We start from the raw sequence: 12,334 nt of genomic DNA on the forward strand, positions 1-12,334 counted from the left end.
ACCGGCTCAAGAACTCCCGTGCCGTCGCAACCCGTTACGACAAGAGGGCCTACGTCTTCCATGGCACCGTCACCGCAGCAGCGATCCGCTTATGGCTCCGATCATGATCCGTCGGACACTCCCTAGGCCCAGCCGCCTTTTGCCGGGCTCCTGCGCAGCACGGCCGTGAATTCGGCGTTCATGATTGCGTTCGCGCCCGTGAAGTCCTCCGCTCGCGGTGATCTCCCACCGGACAGACCGCCGCGAGCGGAGGAATTCATCGCCGGCCGGCCTCAGGCTCCGGCGGGCACCCGGTCGAGGAATCCGAGGACGACGGTGATCCGGTCCCGGGCGTCCAGCGTGATGACGTCGGATCCGGCCACCGGCGCCGAACCGTCGGTGTCGCTCACCAGCTCCCAGGAGAAGCGGGCCGTGTCGTGGTGGCCGTCCACAGCGCCGGTGAGCCGGAAGGCGAAGCCCGGGAACTGCGCGTGCGCCGCCGCGATCACCGCCGCGATCTGCTCATGGCCCCGGACGTCGGCCAGGGGATCGGTATAACCTCCGTCCACGGCCCACGCGGCCGTAACAGCCTTGGCCAAAGCCTCGGGATCACGCGCGTTCCAGGCCTCGAAGTAGCGAGCGACGGCGTTCTCGTGACGGTCAGTGTTCGCGGACATCGTGAATCGGCCCCCCATGAGGTCATCGATACAGGTCAGGACCCGGATCCCGGTATTCGCCGATCCGGTGTGACCACCTTGCCCGCGCCCGCCGCCCGGGTCGATTACCTGTCGGGTAATGACGACGGGATCGGGGGCTCGCCGCATTTCGGCCATGAACGGCACTGAATATGCCAAGAGACTGGCCGGAAAGTCATGGTGACAGTGTTTCAAGAGTGAACATACTCGAAGGTCAGAAGCAGTTCACCCCACAGGAGCCGCACGGAAAGCGAGGCACGACCGGCCGGCGAGCACCGGGGGAGAGAGACGTGCACGACGAATTCCTGTGCCATGTCACCGCATACGGCGTCTGCGACGGCCGGCGGATCGGCGTACCGCTCGGCACCTATCGTGCCCCGACGCTGGCGCTCGCCCTGTGGTGGCTGCGGGACCGGGCCTCCTGGATGGCCGAACGGCTGGATCCGCGGCCCGAGAGCGAGCACATCCCGCCGGGCGCCCTGGTCCCGGTCGCCGACAAGGTGCCCGACGTGCCCGAGCTGCTGCGGGCCTGGTGTGCCGACATGGGCCGGCAGGAGCTGGTGGCCGACGAGTTGGCGGGCGGGCGGCTGGTGCGGATCGCGATCAGCGACGAGACCACCGAGTACGAGCTGCTCGCCGAATCCGTCGACGCCCTGCGGATGCAGCGGACCGTCCCGGCGCTCGTCCTCCCCGTCGGCTGAGGCCCGCCGCCCGTCGGGCACACAAGGGTACGGATCGATAGAATTCAGGCATGGTGGAGCGACCGGTCTCCTCGACCGCGCCCGAACTCGTGCTGGAGACCGAGACGGGTTCCAGCGTGCTGGTCCCGGGCCACGACTACCGCATCGGACGGGACCCGCTCAGCGACATCGTCATCGACGACACCCGCGTCTCCTGGCACCACGCGGTGCTGCGGCCCGACGGCGACCACTGGACCCTCGCCGACGAACACAGCACCAACGGGACCTACACCGACGGCCGCCGCGTCCAGGAGTGGGGCGTCGGCCCCGGCAGCGTGATCCGCATCGGCAGCCCGGACGACGGTCCTTACCTGGTCCTGTCCGGCCGCCCCCCGCCCGCGGCGGAACGCCCGTCGGCGGTCTCCATGCCCGGCGTGACGGGCACATTCCGCGAGCCCACCAGCGTCCGGCCGCTGCCGGCGCGCACCGTCCGCATCGGCCGCGCCGTCGACAACGACCTCGTCGTCGACGACCTGGTCGTCTCGCGCCGGCACGCCGAACTGCGCGCGCTGCCCGACGGCGGCCACGAGATCGTCGACCTCGGCAGCCACAACGGGACCTACCTCAACGGGCTGCCCGTCACCCGGGCCCCGCTCGACCCCGGCGACATCGTCGGCATCGGACACTCGGACTTCTGTCTCGTCGGCGACCAGCTCCAGGAGTACGTCGACACCGGTGAGGTCTCCCTCGACGTACAGGACCTGACGGTCGCCGTCGACCGCGGCCGCAAGGTCCTGCTCGACCACGTGTCCTTCCCGGTGGGGGAGAAGTGCCTCCTCGCGGTCGTCGGACCCAGCGGCGCCGGCAAGTCCACGCTGCTCGGCGCGCTCACCGGCCAGCGCCCCGCGGATCACGGCACGGTCGTGTACGACGGCCGCGACCTCTACCGCGACTACGCCGAGCTGCGCCAGCGCATCGGCCTGGTCCCGCAGGACGACATCCTGCACGCCCAGCTGACCGTGCGCAGCGCCCTCGTCTACGCGGCCGAGCTGCGCTTCCCGCAGGACACCGCCAAGGCCGAGCGCCGCGAGCGGGTCGAGGAGGTCATCCGCGAACTGGGGCTGGAGCAGCGCGCGGGCCAGCCCGTGCACACGCTCTCCGGCGGCCAGCGCAAGCGCGTCAGCGTGGCCCTGGAACTGCTGACCAAACCCTCGCTGCTCTTCCTGGACGAGCCGACCTCGGGCCTCGACCCCGGCATGGACCGCTCGGTGATGCACATGCTGCGCGGCCTCGCCGACGACGGCCGTACCGTCATCGTCGTCACGCACAGCGTCCTCAGCCTCGACGTCTGCGACCGGCTGCTGGTGCTCGCGCCGGGCGGCAGGGTCGCCTACTACGGACCGCCCGAGGACGCCCTCGCCTTCTTCGGCTTCGAACAGTGGCCCGAGGCGTTCGAGGCCTTCGAACGCGACCAGGATCGGGACTGGGCGGGGGAGTACGGCGACTCGCCGTTCCGGCGGCAGTACGTCGTCAACGACAGCGAGCAGCCCCGGCTGCCCCGCTCCGGCCCGGTGGTCATGCTGCCGCCGGCCCGGCCCCGCAGCAGGGGCGCCCAGCTCGGCACCCTGGTCCGCCGCTACGCGACCGCGCTCGCCGCCGACCGCACCTTCCTCGCGATCATGATCGCCCTGCCGTTCGTCATGGGCGCGATGGCCCGCGCCCTGTCCGGCGGCGAGCTCGACCGCGAGCACGCGATGAACGTGCTGCTCATCCTGTGCGTCGGCGGCGTCCTCACCGGCGCGGCCAACGCCGTGCGCGAACTCGTCAAGGAACGCGTGATCTACCAGCGCGAACGCGCCGTCGGCCTGTCCAGATCGGCGTACCTGATGTCCAAGGTCGTCGTCCTCGGCGCGGTGACCGTCGTGCAGGCGGTGGTGCTGACCCTTGTCGCCCTGCTCGGCGTCGACCTCAACGCTCCCGGCGGCGAAGGCGTGTTGATGCCGCCCCTGGTCGAGATCACCGTCGCCGTGGCCCTGCTGGCCTTCACCGCCATGATGCTCGGCCTGCTGATCTCCGCGCTGGTCCGCAAGGAGGAGGTGACGATGCCGCTGCTGGTGCTGCTCGCCATCGTCCAGGTGGTGTTCTGCGGGGCGCTGCTGCCCCTGGACGGTGTCCCCGGTCTGGAGCAGCTGTCGTGGCTGGTGCCCGCACGGTGGGCGCTCGGCGCGATGGCCGGCACCGTCGGGCTGGCCAGGATCGTGCCCGGGGACATCACCGCGGATCCGCTCTTCGAACACTCGGTGGGGGTGTGGCTGCTCGACGTGGGCATGCTCGTCGTGCTCTCGGCGGTCTGCGGATTCCTCGTCTCCCGGCTGCTGCGCCGGCACGAGCCCGCCGTGATGCGGAAGTAGGGCGGTCCATGACGACTCCCGGATTCCGGCCCACCCACGTGGTCCCCCCGCACGGCATGCCCGCCTGGGAGGCCCCCGACCCGGCCCGCCCCACCGTGCCCCTCGATCCGCTGCTGCCGGTCCGGCTCATGGAGCGGCGCGGCGACTGGGGGCGCGTGCTGTGCTCCAACGGCTGGTCGGCCTGGGTCGACGGCCGCTATCTGGTCGCCGTCCCCCAGGACCCGCCCCGCTCCGACGCCCCCCTCGCGACCGCCGCCGACCCGCGCCCGCTGCTCGGCCGCGCCGAAGAGGCCCTCGCCCGGTACCGGGCGGCGGTGGAGGAACTGGCCGACGCGGGCCTCGACGGCGAGGCCTTCCGGCGCCGCACCCGCGGACTGCGGATCGGCGTGGTCGTCGACGGCGAGGACGTGTGGCTGTACGACACGGCGCGCGAGCGCTGGCTGTACGGCGACGGCACCCGCCTCAGCACCTACGCGGCCGACCGGGCGCCGGAAGCGGCCGAGGCCGCCCAGGACCACACCGCCACCCGGATCGTGCACCCCGACCGGGAATCCCGATGACCCCCGGGACGACCCCCTTCTCCGGCCGGCCATCCGAGCTGGTCGGCCGCAGGATCGCCGGCTACCGCATCGAGAGCGAGATCGGACGTGGCGGCATGGCCGTCGTGTACCGCGCCCACGACCTGCGGCTGGACCGGACCGTCGCACTCAAACTGCTCGCCCCGGAGCTGGCCCGCAACGACGTGTTCCGCAAACGCTTCACCCATGAGTCGCGGGTCGCCGCGGCCATCGACCATCCGCACATCGTGCCCGTCTTCGAGGCGGATGAGACCGACGGCGTCCTGTACATCGCCATGCGGTACGTCGACGGGAGCGATCTGCGCCACCTTCTCGACCGTGAGGGCCCGTTGCCCCCGGCGACCGCCGTCCGCATCGCCGCGCAGGTCGCCTCCGCGCTCGACGCCGCCCATGAGCACGGGCTGGTCCACCGGGACGTCAAACCCGGCAACATCCTCGTCGCCCGCGGCACCGACAGCGACCATCCCGAGCACGTCTACCTCACCGACTTCGGCCTGACGAAGAAGTCGCTCTCCCTGACCGGCTTCACCTCGGTCGGCCAGTTCGTCGGCACGCTCGACTACGTCGCCCCCGAGCAGATCTCCGGGCAACCGGTCGACGGCCGCTGCGACGTCTACGGCCTCGCCTGCGTGGTCTACGAGTGCCTCGCGGGCCGCCCGCCCTTCCTCCGCGACGACGACGTGGCCCTGCTCTGGGCACACCAGAACGCCGATCCGCCCCCGCTGACGCAGGCCCGCCCCGGCCTCCCGCCGTACCTGGACGCGGTGTTCGCCCGGGCCCTCGCCAAGAGCCCCGAGGCCCGCCACCCCACCTGCGGAGCCTTCGTCGCCGAGCTGAGGCCGACGCCGGCCGGCGGGCTCAGGCCCGCTCACCCGCCGACGGAGCCGGCCGCCGCCCAGGCTTCGGCGCCGCAGCCCCCGCCCTGGGCACGGCCGGTCTGCCACCCGATCGGTCGCGGGTGACCGGGAGGGAGGGGCCCGGTCCCGGGTGACCGGAGGGGTCCGGGTGAGCCGAGAGGCCTGCCGCTGCAGGCGCTGTCAAGGGGGTTCCGCCCCGCCCCGGCGGCGCGCCGCCCCCGCCAGCAGCCCGCCCAGGAAGCCGGCCACCAGCCCCCACAGCGCGGCGAGACCCAGCGCCGACCACATCTCGGGGCGCAGGAACAGCTCCCCGGACAGATCGCCGCCCAGGTCGCCGATGCCGAGCACGGACAGGCCGTAGTGCGCCGAGATCCGGCCGACCAGACAGATCATCAGCACCGTGAGCACCAGCGCCACCGCCATGCGCACCGCATGCCGCCAGGCGCGCGTCCCTGCGGGGGAGTGGGCCGCCATCACGAACGCGGCCAGCAGCAGCAAGGCCGCGTCCACGGCGAGGAGCCACCACACGCGGCTGTCGTGCTCGGCGAGGGTGCCGAGGTTCAGCCGGGCGTCCTGCGGGCCGCGCAGCACCTCGTCCAGCACCCGCGGCATCGGCAGCCCGAACGGACCCTCGACCCGGCCGTTCCAGGTGGCGCCCAGCCCGATCGTGAACGCGAGCCACACGAGGTTGGGCAGGCCCAGCAGGACCACGGCGAGGGTCTGGGCGGCGTGCCCGCGGGTCGCCGCGACGACGAGCGCGACGACGAGACCCAGGACGACGCAGCAGAGCAGCAGCAGGACCATGGCGTACGCGGCCGGCCGCACCGATCGGTGCAGGCGCAGCAGCCTTGGCGGCAACGGGGCGCCCGGCGAGACCAGCAAGGCCAGCACCAGCACACCGGCCAGCCACACCAGCCCGACGACAAGGGTGAGGGGGACGTCTGTCGTGAAACCCGCCTCGGGGCTGACGTCGAACAGTTCGCCGAGGTCGCTCAGCGTGTCGTTGCCCAGGGGGATCGGGAAGGTCTGCCGTGCGGACAGGGCCAGACCGAGGAGGCCGAGCAGCCACAGCACCGCGATCCGGGCCGCCCACCCGGCCAGTTCCGCGGCGCCCGCCACCGCCCGGTGCCGCAGCGGCCGCAGGAACCCGGCGCCCACCACGAGCGCCCCGGCCAGGGTGACGGACAGCGGGATCACCGTCAGAGCGGCCTGGGTGTCGGCGAGCCCACCGGCGTTCCCGGAGAGCTCGACCGTGCCGCCGACGCTCGTCACCACGGTCGCCGCGATCACCCGCGGAAAGGCGCCCTGCGGCAGATCCGCGGCCCCGGCCGCCCACAGTCCCAGCCCGGCCACCACCCCCATGGCGAGCAGTCCGGCCAGTGCCACGACGATCGCCGGCACCCAGCCGTGGCGGGAGACTGCCTGGTCGTGCGGGGTGTGCGCGCTCACCCTGCCACGCTAAGCAGCGCGGGGAGAGCGCGCCTGTCGGGAGGGCCGTCCGCGCCCCGCTTGCGAGCCGCGCCCGACCGGCGCACACAATGGTGCGTTGTGGAAGAAAGCGGCGTATGTCGACCATTCGCCCCCGGCGGGACCCGCCGAGTCCTGCCGAGACCCGCCGAGTCCTGTCGGGTTCTGTCGGGTCTTCTCGGGGTCGGCTGTCGAAGCGCTGCGGGAAACCCACGTGGGGAGTGCTCGTGAGCGCAGAACCGCCCTCTTCCGGCCGGCCCACGGGACCGCCCTCCGGCCCGTTGTCGGGACCGCCCTCCCAGCCCCCGTCGGGCCCGCCCTCGGGTCCGCCCTCCCAGCCTCCCTCGGGACCGCCCTCCCAGCCGTCCGACGCGGGCCCCCCGGGGGACGGCGACGGGGAACCGCGCCGGAGCCGCTGGACGTCCGCGCCCCGGATCGCGCTGATCACCACGGCGGTGGTGGCCGTGACGGCGCTCGCCCTGGTGCTCGCCCTGGTGAACGGCGGCGGCTCCGGATCCGGCGGAGGCGGCTCCGGCCAGGTCGGCGAGGTCTTCATGCAGCCGGCAGGCAAGACGGGCCCGGAGCCCTACACCGAGCCCCCTGTCACCGACAGTTCCTTCCCGCCGGCCTCCGTCGCCCCGTCGGGCACCGCGCCGCCCACCGACACCGTCTCCGGTGTCGACGGCGGGGAGGAAGGACTGTACGGCGGCACCCGCAACGTCTCCAGCTGTGACGTGGAGCGGCAGATCAAGGCCCTTCGGGCGGATCCCGCCAAGAACCGGGCCTTCGCCTCCGTGGCCGGCGTCGCCCCCTCCGGGGTGCCGGCCCACCTGCGCTCGCTCACCCCCGTCCAGCTCCGCCTGGACACCCGCGTCACCAACCACGGATACCGCGACGGCGCCGCCACCACCTACCAGGCGGTCCTGCAGGCCGGTACGGCCGTCCTGGTCGACCGGCACGGCGTGCCGCGGGTGCGCTGCGCCTGCGGCAACCCGTTGACCCCGCCGCTCGCCCAGCGGGCCGGGTTCAGGCGGACCGGCGACCCGTGGCCCTCGTACAGTCCCGCGACCACCGTCGTGGTCAAGCCCTCCGTGACCGTGGTCGACGTGTTCGTGCTCTACGACCCCCGACACGACCACCACTGGTTCGCCCGCCGGCCGGGCGACAAGCCGCACCAGGACCGGCCGACCCGGCCGCCGGCGAGGCTCACGCCGTCCATCACGGTCAGCACGCCGAGCGCACCGACGGGCGACGGCCCGCGGACGTCCCCGCCGTGCGTCTCGCCGCCCGCCGACCGGCCTCCTGGCTGTCCGCTGCCGCCGTCCTCCGGGTCGTCCACGCCGCCCCCGTCCTCGGAGTCCCCGTCGAAGGAACCGCCGTCGAAGGAGCCGCCGTCGAAGGAGCCGCCGTCGTCGAAACCGCCGTCCTCGCCGTCATCGAGTTCCGAGTCGAGGAGGTTCGCACCCCCCTCCTCGAAGTCCCCTTCCTCGGAGTCCCCGTCGTCCGAGCCCCCGTCCTCCGGGTCCCGGTCCTCCCAGCACCTGGCGCCCGACTCGCCGGGTTCCGAGTCGCGGCCGAGCTCACCGTCCGAACCCACGAGCGAGTCCGGCAGCTCCTCCGCGGCTGCGCGGCTCCCGCTGACGGGCGACAGCACGAGCCAGACGCCGCCGACCTCGGCGGACTCCTCCGGCGTGAGCTCCGCCGCCCCCGGCACACCGGCCGAGTCGTCAGCCGTGTGAGGCATCCGTGGCCGTCCCGCGTACAAGTGGAAAACTGACGGGGACTGCGCGGCGCAACTCGGGGTACGAGCACAGATGCACACCCAGCGGCGTCCGGCCATTGTGGCCTTCGAGAGAGAAACGCATGATCGAGTACCTGGACGGGGCAGTGATACCTACTGGTTTCGACGTACCCGTGGAACCGCTGCGGCGGGCGGCGCACTACACCGGTGAGCCCGGCTGCATCGCCGAGGCCCGCGCCTTCGCCGCACACTTCGTCGACCAGCTGAGGACCGAGTGGTGCGCCACGATCGGGGACCGGGCGAGCGGTGAGGTGCTGCTGGTGGTCAGCGAACTGATCACCAACGCCGACCGGCACAGCAACGGGCCGTACATCCTGGAACTGGAGGGTACGGAGTCCTCGGTCACCATCTGCGTCTACGACAGCAGCGACGCACTGCCCCTGCGGTTCCCCAAGGACCCAGAGCGCATCGGCCGGCACGGTCTGGAGATCGTGCACGCGGTGGCGGCGGAGGTCACCGCCGAGCGTGTGCCGGTCGGCAAGCGGGTCCGGGCCGTGCTCACCTTCGGCCCGTAGGCCCGGGGGGCGCGCGCCCCCCGGCGATCAGGCGTGGTCCAGCTCGCCCAGCATCCCGTGGCGCAGTCGCACGATGATCCGCTTGATCAGTCGCGACACGTGCATCTGCGAGCAGCCCAGCCGCTCGCCGATCTCCGCCTGGGTGGCCTCCTCCACGAACCGCATGTGGATGATCTGCCGGTCGCGCTCGCTCAGCTCGGCCATCAGCGGGGCGAGCGAGTGGAAGTCCTCGACGAGCCGGAGCCCCTCCTCCTCCACGCCGATGAAGTCCGCGAGGACCGACTCGCCGTGCTCCGGGCCGTCCCCGGTGAGCGCCGCGTCGAGGGAGGAGGAGTTGTAGCCGTTGGCGGCGATCTGCGCCTCGACGACCTGGCTCTCCGCCAGGTTCATCAGGGTGGCCAGCTCGGGCACGGTCGGGTCCCGGTCCAGACGGCTGGAGAGCTCGTCGCGGGCCTTGGCCAGCTCGACGCGCAGCTCCTGGAGCCGCCGCGGCACGTGCACCGCCCACGTCGTGTCCCGGAAGAAGCGCTTGATCTCACCGACGATGTACGGCAGCGCGAAGGAGGTGAACTCCACCTCACGCGAGATCTCGAACCGGTCGATGGCCTTGATCAGGCCGATCATCCCGGTCTGGACGATGTCCTCCATGTCGTCCCCGCGGCCGCGGAACCGGCCGGCCGCGAACCGTACCAGGGACATGTTCATCTCGATGAGGGTGTTGCGCGCGTACTGGTACTCGTGGGTCCCCTCCTCGAGGACGGCCAGCCGCCGGAAGAACTGACGGGACAGTTCCCGCGCGTCCCGTGGAGCCACGCTGCGGGGCGCCTCGATGCCCGGGAGCGGCGCGCCGGCCGTGCTGATGGCTACGGCGGTGTCCTCGACGGCCTTGGCCTCTGACCGGATCACGGCGGTCTCCATTGCCTCTCCCAGTATGGTCACGGCTCGACGTCTGCTGTACTCGGTCCGTGAGCGAGCACCGACGGGCAGACTCCCTCTGGTGGCGACTACCCCGTCCGGGGAGACCCATGCACGCGGGATTCGCCCTCTCGCGACGCGAGGGCGTTTCGTCCGATTCCACCGAGGGCGCAACGCCCGGCCCTTCCGCAGGCGGCCCGCTTTCCTAGGCTGGGGAGGTGAGCAACCAAGCGCCGAACCGAGCCCGCGTGATCCCGCTGCGCCCGCCTGCCGAGCGTCCCGGCTTCGCCGCCACCGTCTCTCCCACCGCCCCCGCGCCCGTTCCCCGGTCCGCGCCGCGCGAGCCCTTGTGGCGCGATCTGGTCGGGGACGTCCTGCGCCGGGAACGCCGGGCCCAGGAACGAACGCTCAAGGACGTCGCCGACTCGGCCCGCATCTCCATGCCCTATCTCTCGGAGGTGGAGCGAGGCCGCAAGGAAGCCTCCTCGGAGGTACTCGCGGCCGCCGCCCACGCCCTCGGCCTGAGCCTGGGCGACCTGCTGGCGCGGGCCCAGGGCGAGCTGATCCGGCTCAGCAGCCGGTCCTCCGCCCGGCATTCCGCCCGGAGCCGTACATCGACGTCGTCGCACGACGGTCTCTGCCTGGCCGCCTGACGAGCCGCGCGGGCCGGCGTCTCACACCCGTAGGGGACGCCGGCTCAGCACCTCGTCGGCCAGTCCGTACGCCACCGCCTCCTGCGCCGTGAACACCTTGTCGCGGTCCATGTCCGTGCGCAGGGTCGCGATGTCGTGACGGGTGTGGCGGGCCAGCACCTCCTCCACCTGGGCGCGGATGCGGACCATCTCCTTGGCCTGGAGCGTCAGGTCCGACACCGTGCCCTGGCGGCCGCCGCTGGCCGGCTGCCCGAGCAGCACGCGCGCGTGCTCCAGGACGAGCCGCCGGCCGGGATCCCCGCCCGCCAGCAGCACGGCCGCCGTGGACGCGGCCTGCCCGACGCAGAGCGTCGAGATCGGCGCCCGGACGAACGTCATCGTGTCGTAGATCGCCATCAGCGAGGTGAACGAGCCACCGGGGGAGTTGAGGTAGATCGAGATCTCGCTCTCCGGTGACGCCGCCTCCAGATGCAGGAGCTGCGCGATGACGACGTTGGCCACGCCGTCGTCGATCTCGGTGCCGATGAAGATGATCCGCTCGGACAGCAGCCGGCTGAACACGTCGTACGACCGCTCGCCCTGCGGGGTCCGCTCGACCACGTTCGGAATCGTGTAGGTCCCCATGTTCACATCCCCACCCGTCGCTTCTGCCCGGCCGGGCGGACGTCCGCGAGGGACTCCACGACCCGGTCCACGATGCCGTACTCCCTGGCCTCCTCGGCCGTGAACCAGCGGTCGCGGTCACCGTCGCGCGAGATGGTCTCCGGCGACTGGCCGGTGTGCTCGGCGGTGATCCGCTCGATGGTGCGCTTGGTGTGCTCCAGGTTCTCCGCCTGGATCTCGATGTCCGCCGTGGTCCCGCCGATCCCGGCCGACGGCTGGTGCATCATGATCCGCGCGTTCGGCAGCGCGTACCGCTTGCCTGACGCACCGACACCGAGCAGGAACTGGCCCATGCTGGCCGCGAAGCCCATGGCGAGCGTCGAGACGTCGTTGGGGATCAGCCGCATCGTGTCGTAGATGGCGAGCCCCGCGTGCACCGACCCGCCGGGGCTGTTGATGTAGAGGGCGATGTCGGTGCGCGGATCCTCCGCCGACAGGATCAGCAACTGCGCGCAGACCCGGTTCGCCGAGACCTCGTCGACCTGGGTGCCGAGCAACACGATGCGCTGGTTGAGCAGTTGGGCGGCGAGTTGGTCGTCGAAGCGGGAGGGCGCGGTGTCGCCCTCCTCGGCACGGGGAGCGAGCGTGGTGCATGGAGTCATCGGTTCTCCTCGTCGTGGCGTGACTGCCGTCGACTCCACTGTTGACCTCCGGAGGCGCCCGCACGCGGTTTCTCTGCCCGCGGCAGATTCGCCACGGGCAGAGCGCCCCTCGCCCCGCTCGCGCGCTCAGCCCTTCTCCCGCAACAGCCGCCGAGAACGCCCGTACGCCACCCACCAGCAGGTCGGGCTCCACCGGCCGGGGACGCTCGGTACGACGACGTGGAAGGCGGCGGCCGGGTCCCGGCCGTGGGCCGCCGGGTCCGTCGACGGGCCGACCACCTCCAGGAACTCGACGACCGAGCCCGGCCGGCCATGCACGGGGATCGGCGGGGTGGCGTCCGGCTCGGGAGCGGGCACGGCCGGCGCGCCGTACGACCAGCCCGTCGCGGGCAGGTCATGGGCCGGATGCCAGTGGCGCGGGCCGCACCGGCCATCCGGATTACCCCACGGCCGAGCGATGACTTCCGGGCCGAGCGGCAGTCGACACTGATGACCGCGTTCCACGCCCAGGAGGTACT

At 72.3% G+C, this 12,334-nt stretch carries 11 protein-coding genes and 3 pseudogenes; 8 read left to right on the forward strand and 6 right to left on the reverse strand.

Annotation, left to right across the window (positions count from 1 at the left end; translation table 11 throughout):
* Positions 1-107 (forward strand): annotated as a pseudogene (locus tag QQM72_RS10145) (IS5/IS1182 family transposase); the annotation flags it as partial.
* 165 nt (positions 108-272) lie between these two features.
* Here QQM72_RS10145 and QQM72_RS10150 read toward each other — a convergent pair.
* Complete coding sequence (locus tag QQM72_RS10150) at positions 273-656, reverse strand: nuclear transport factor 2 family protein (RefSeq protein WP_314220488.1); 384 nt, start codon at positions 654-656, stop codon at positions 273-275.
* Between the two features lie 308 nt (positions 657-964).
* On the opposite strand from QQM72_RS10150, the gene QQM72_RS10155 reads away from it, so the two are divergent.
* The 4 genes from QQM72_RS10155 to QQM72_RS10170 are packed head-to-tail and all read left to right on the forward strand — an operon-like array spanning position 965 to position 5,305.
* Entirely contained in the window at positions 965-1,375 is a 411-nt protein-coding gene (locus tag QQM72_RS10155) for a hypothetical protein (protein ID WP_314220489.1), read from the forward strand.
* Between the two features lie 50 nt (positions 1,376-1,425).
* Entirely contained in the window at positions 1,426-3,765 is a 2,340-nt protein-coding gene (locus tag QQM72_RS10160) for an ABC transporter ATP-binding protein/permease (protein WP_314220490.1), read from the forward strand.
* An 8-nt stretch (positions 3,766-3,773) separates the two neighbouring features.
* The gene (locus QQM72_RS10165; RefSeq protein ID WP_314220491.1) at positions 3,774-4,325 is read left to right on the forward strand and encodes an SH3 domain-containing protein; all 552 of its coding nucleotides are present in this window, start codon (positions 3,774-3,776) and stop codon (positions 4,323-4,325) included.
* Positions 4,322-5,305, forward strand: a complete 984-nt coding sequence (locus QQM72_RS10170; RefSeq protein WP_314220492.1) for a serine/threonine-protein kinase — start codon at positions 4,322-4,324, stop codon at positions 5,303-5,305. The genes QQM72_RS10165 and QQM72_RS10170 overlap by 4 nt, the downstream gene beginning before the upstream one ends.
* 75 nt (positions 5,306-5,380) lie before the next feature.
* On the opposite strand, the gene QQM72_RS10175 is transcribed toward QQM72_RS10170, so the two are convergent.
* Complete coding sequence (locus QQM72_RS10175; RefSeq protein WP_314220493.1) at positions 5,381-6,649, reverse strand: streptophobe family protein; 1,269 nt, start codon at positions 6,647-6,649, stop codon at positions 5,381-5,383.
* Between the two features lie 245 nt (positions 6,650-6,894).
* On the opposite strand from QQM72_RS10175, the pseudogene QQM72_RS10180 reads away from it, so the two are divergent.
* Together QQM72_RS10180 and QQM72_RS10185 are read left to right on the forward strand one after the other, a co-directional pair.
* Positions 6,895-8,157 (forward strand): annotated as a pseudogene (locus QQM72_RS10180) (DUF6777 domain-containing protein); the annotation flags it as partial.
* A 373-nt stretch (positions 8,158-8,530) separates the two neighbouring features.
* Entirely contained in the window at positions 8,531-8,983 is a 453-nt protein-coding gene (locus tag QQM72_RS10185; RefSeq protein ID WP_314220494.1) for an ATP-binding protein, read from the forward strand.
* A 27-nt stretch (positions 8,984-9,010) separates the two neighbouring features.
* Here the strand turns inward: QQM72_RS10185 and QQM72_RS10190 are convergent, their stop codons facing one another.
* The gene (locus QQM72_RS10190; protein WP_314220495.1) at positions 9,011-9,901 is read right to left on the reverse strand and encodes a SigB/SigF/SigG family RNA polymerase sigma factor; all 891 of its coding nucleotides are present in this window, start codon (positions 9,899-9,901) and stop codon (positions 9,011-9,013) included.
* 215 nt (positions 9,902-10,116) lie between these two features.
* On the opposite strand from QQM72_RS10190, the gene QQM72_RS10195 reads away from it, so the two are divergent.
* Positions 10,117-10,551, forward strand: a complete 435-nt coding sequence (locus QQM72_RS10195; protein ID WP_314220496.1) for a helix-turn-helix domain-containing protein — start codon at positions 10,117-10,119, stop codon at positions 10,549-10,551.
* A 21-nt stretch (positions 10,552-10,572) separates the two neighbouring features.
* On the opposite strand, the gene QQM72_RS10200 is transcribed toward QQM72_RS10195, so the two are convergent.
* The 3 genes and pseudogenes from QQM72_RS10200 to QQM72_RS10210 form a co-directional block, all read right to left on the reverse strand.
* Positions 10,573-11,175, reverse strand: coding sequence for a ClpP family protease (locus QQM72_RS10200; RefSeq protein WP_314220497.1), 603 nt, complete (start codon positions 11,173-11,175; stop codon positions 10,573-10,575).
* 2 nt (positions 11,176-11,177) lie between these two features.
* Entirely contained in the window at positions 11,178-11,816 is a 639-nt protein-coding gene (locus QQM72_RS10205; RefSeq protein ID WP_314220498.1) for an ATP-dependent Clp protease proteolytic subunit, read from the reverse strand.
* 195 nt (positions 11,817-12,011) lie between these two features.
* Positions 12,012-12,212 (reverse strand): annotated as a pseudogene (locus QQM72_RS10210) (epoxide hydrolase); the annotation flags it as partial.
* Positions 12,213-12,334 lie beyond the last annotated feature (122 nt).

The organism is Streptomyces zaehneri, from assembly GCF_032248645.1.
GTDB classification, from domain to species: domain Bacteria; phylum Actinomycetota; class Actinomycetes; order Streptomycetales; family Streptomycetaceae; genus Streptomyces; species Streptomyces coriariae.

Coding starts and splice junctions, on each gene's coding strand:
- QQM72_RS10205 (WP_314220498.1), bottom strand. CDS start 11,816: ATGACTCCATGCACCACGCTCGCTCCCCGTGCCGAGGAGGGCGACACC.
- QQM72_RS10150 (WP_314220488.1), bottom strand. CDS start 656: ATGTCCGCGAACACTGACCGTCACGAGAACGCCGTCGCTCGCTACTTC.
- QQM72_RS10165 (WP_314220491.1), top strand. CDS start 3,774: ATGACGACTCCCGGATTCCGGCCCACCCACGTGGTCCCCCCGCACGGC.
- QQM72_RS10200 (WP_314220497.1), bottom strand. CDS start 11,175: ATGGGGACCTACACGATTCCGAACGTGGTCGAGCGGACCCCGCAGGGC.
- QQM72_RS10170 (WP_314220492.1), top strand. CDS start 4,322: ATGACCCCCGGGACGACCCCCTTCTCCGGCCGGCCATCCGAGCTGGTC.
- QQM72_RS10190 (WP_314220495.1), bottom strand. CDS start 9,901: ATGGAGACCGCCGTGATCCGGTCAGAGGCCAAGGCCGTCGAGGACACC.
- QQM72_RS10185 (WP_314220494.1), top strand. CDS start 8,531: ATGATCGAGTACCTGGACGGGGCAGTGATACCTACTGGTTTCGACGTA.
- QQM72_RS10160 (WP_314220490.1), top strand. CDS start 1,426: ATGGTGGAGCGACCGGTCTCCTCGACCGCGCCCGAACTCGTGCTGGAG.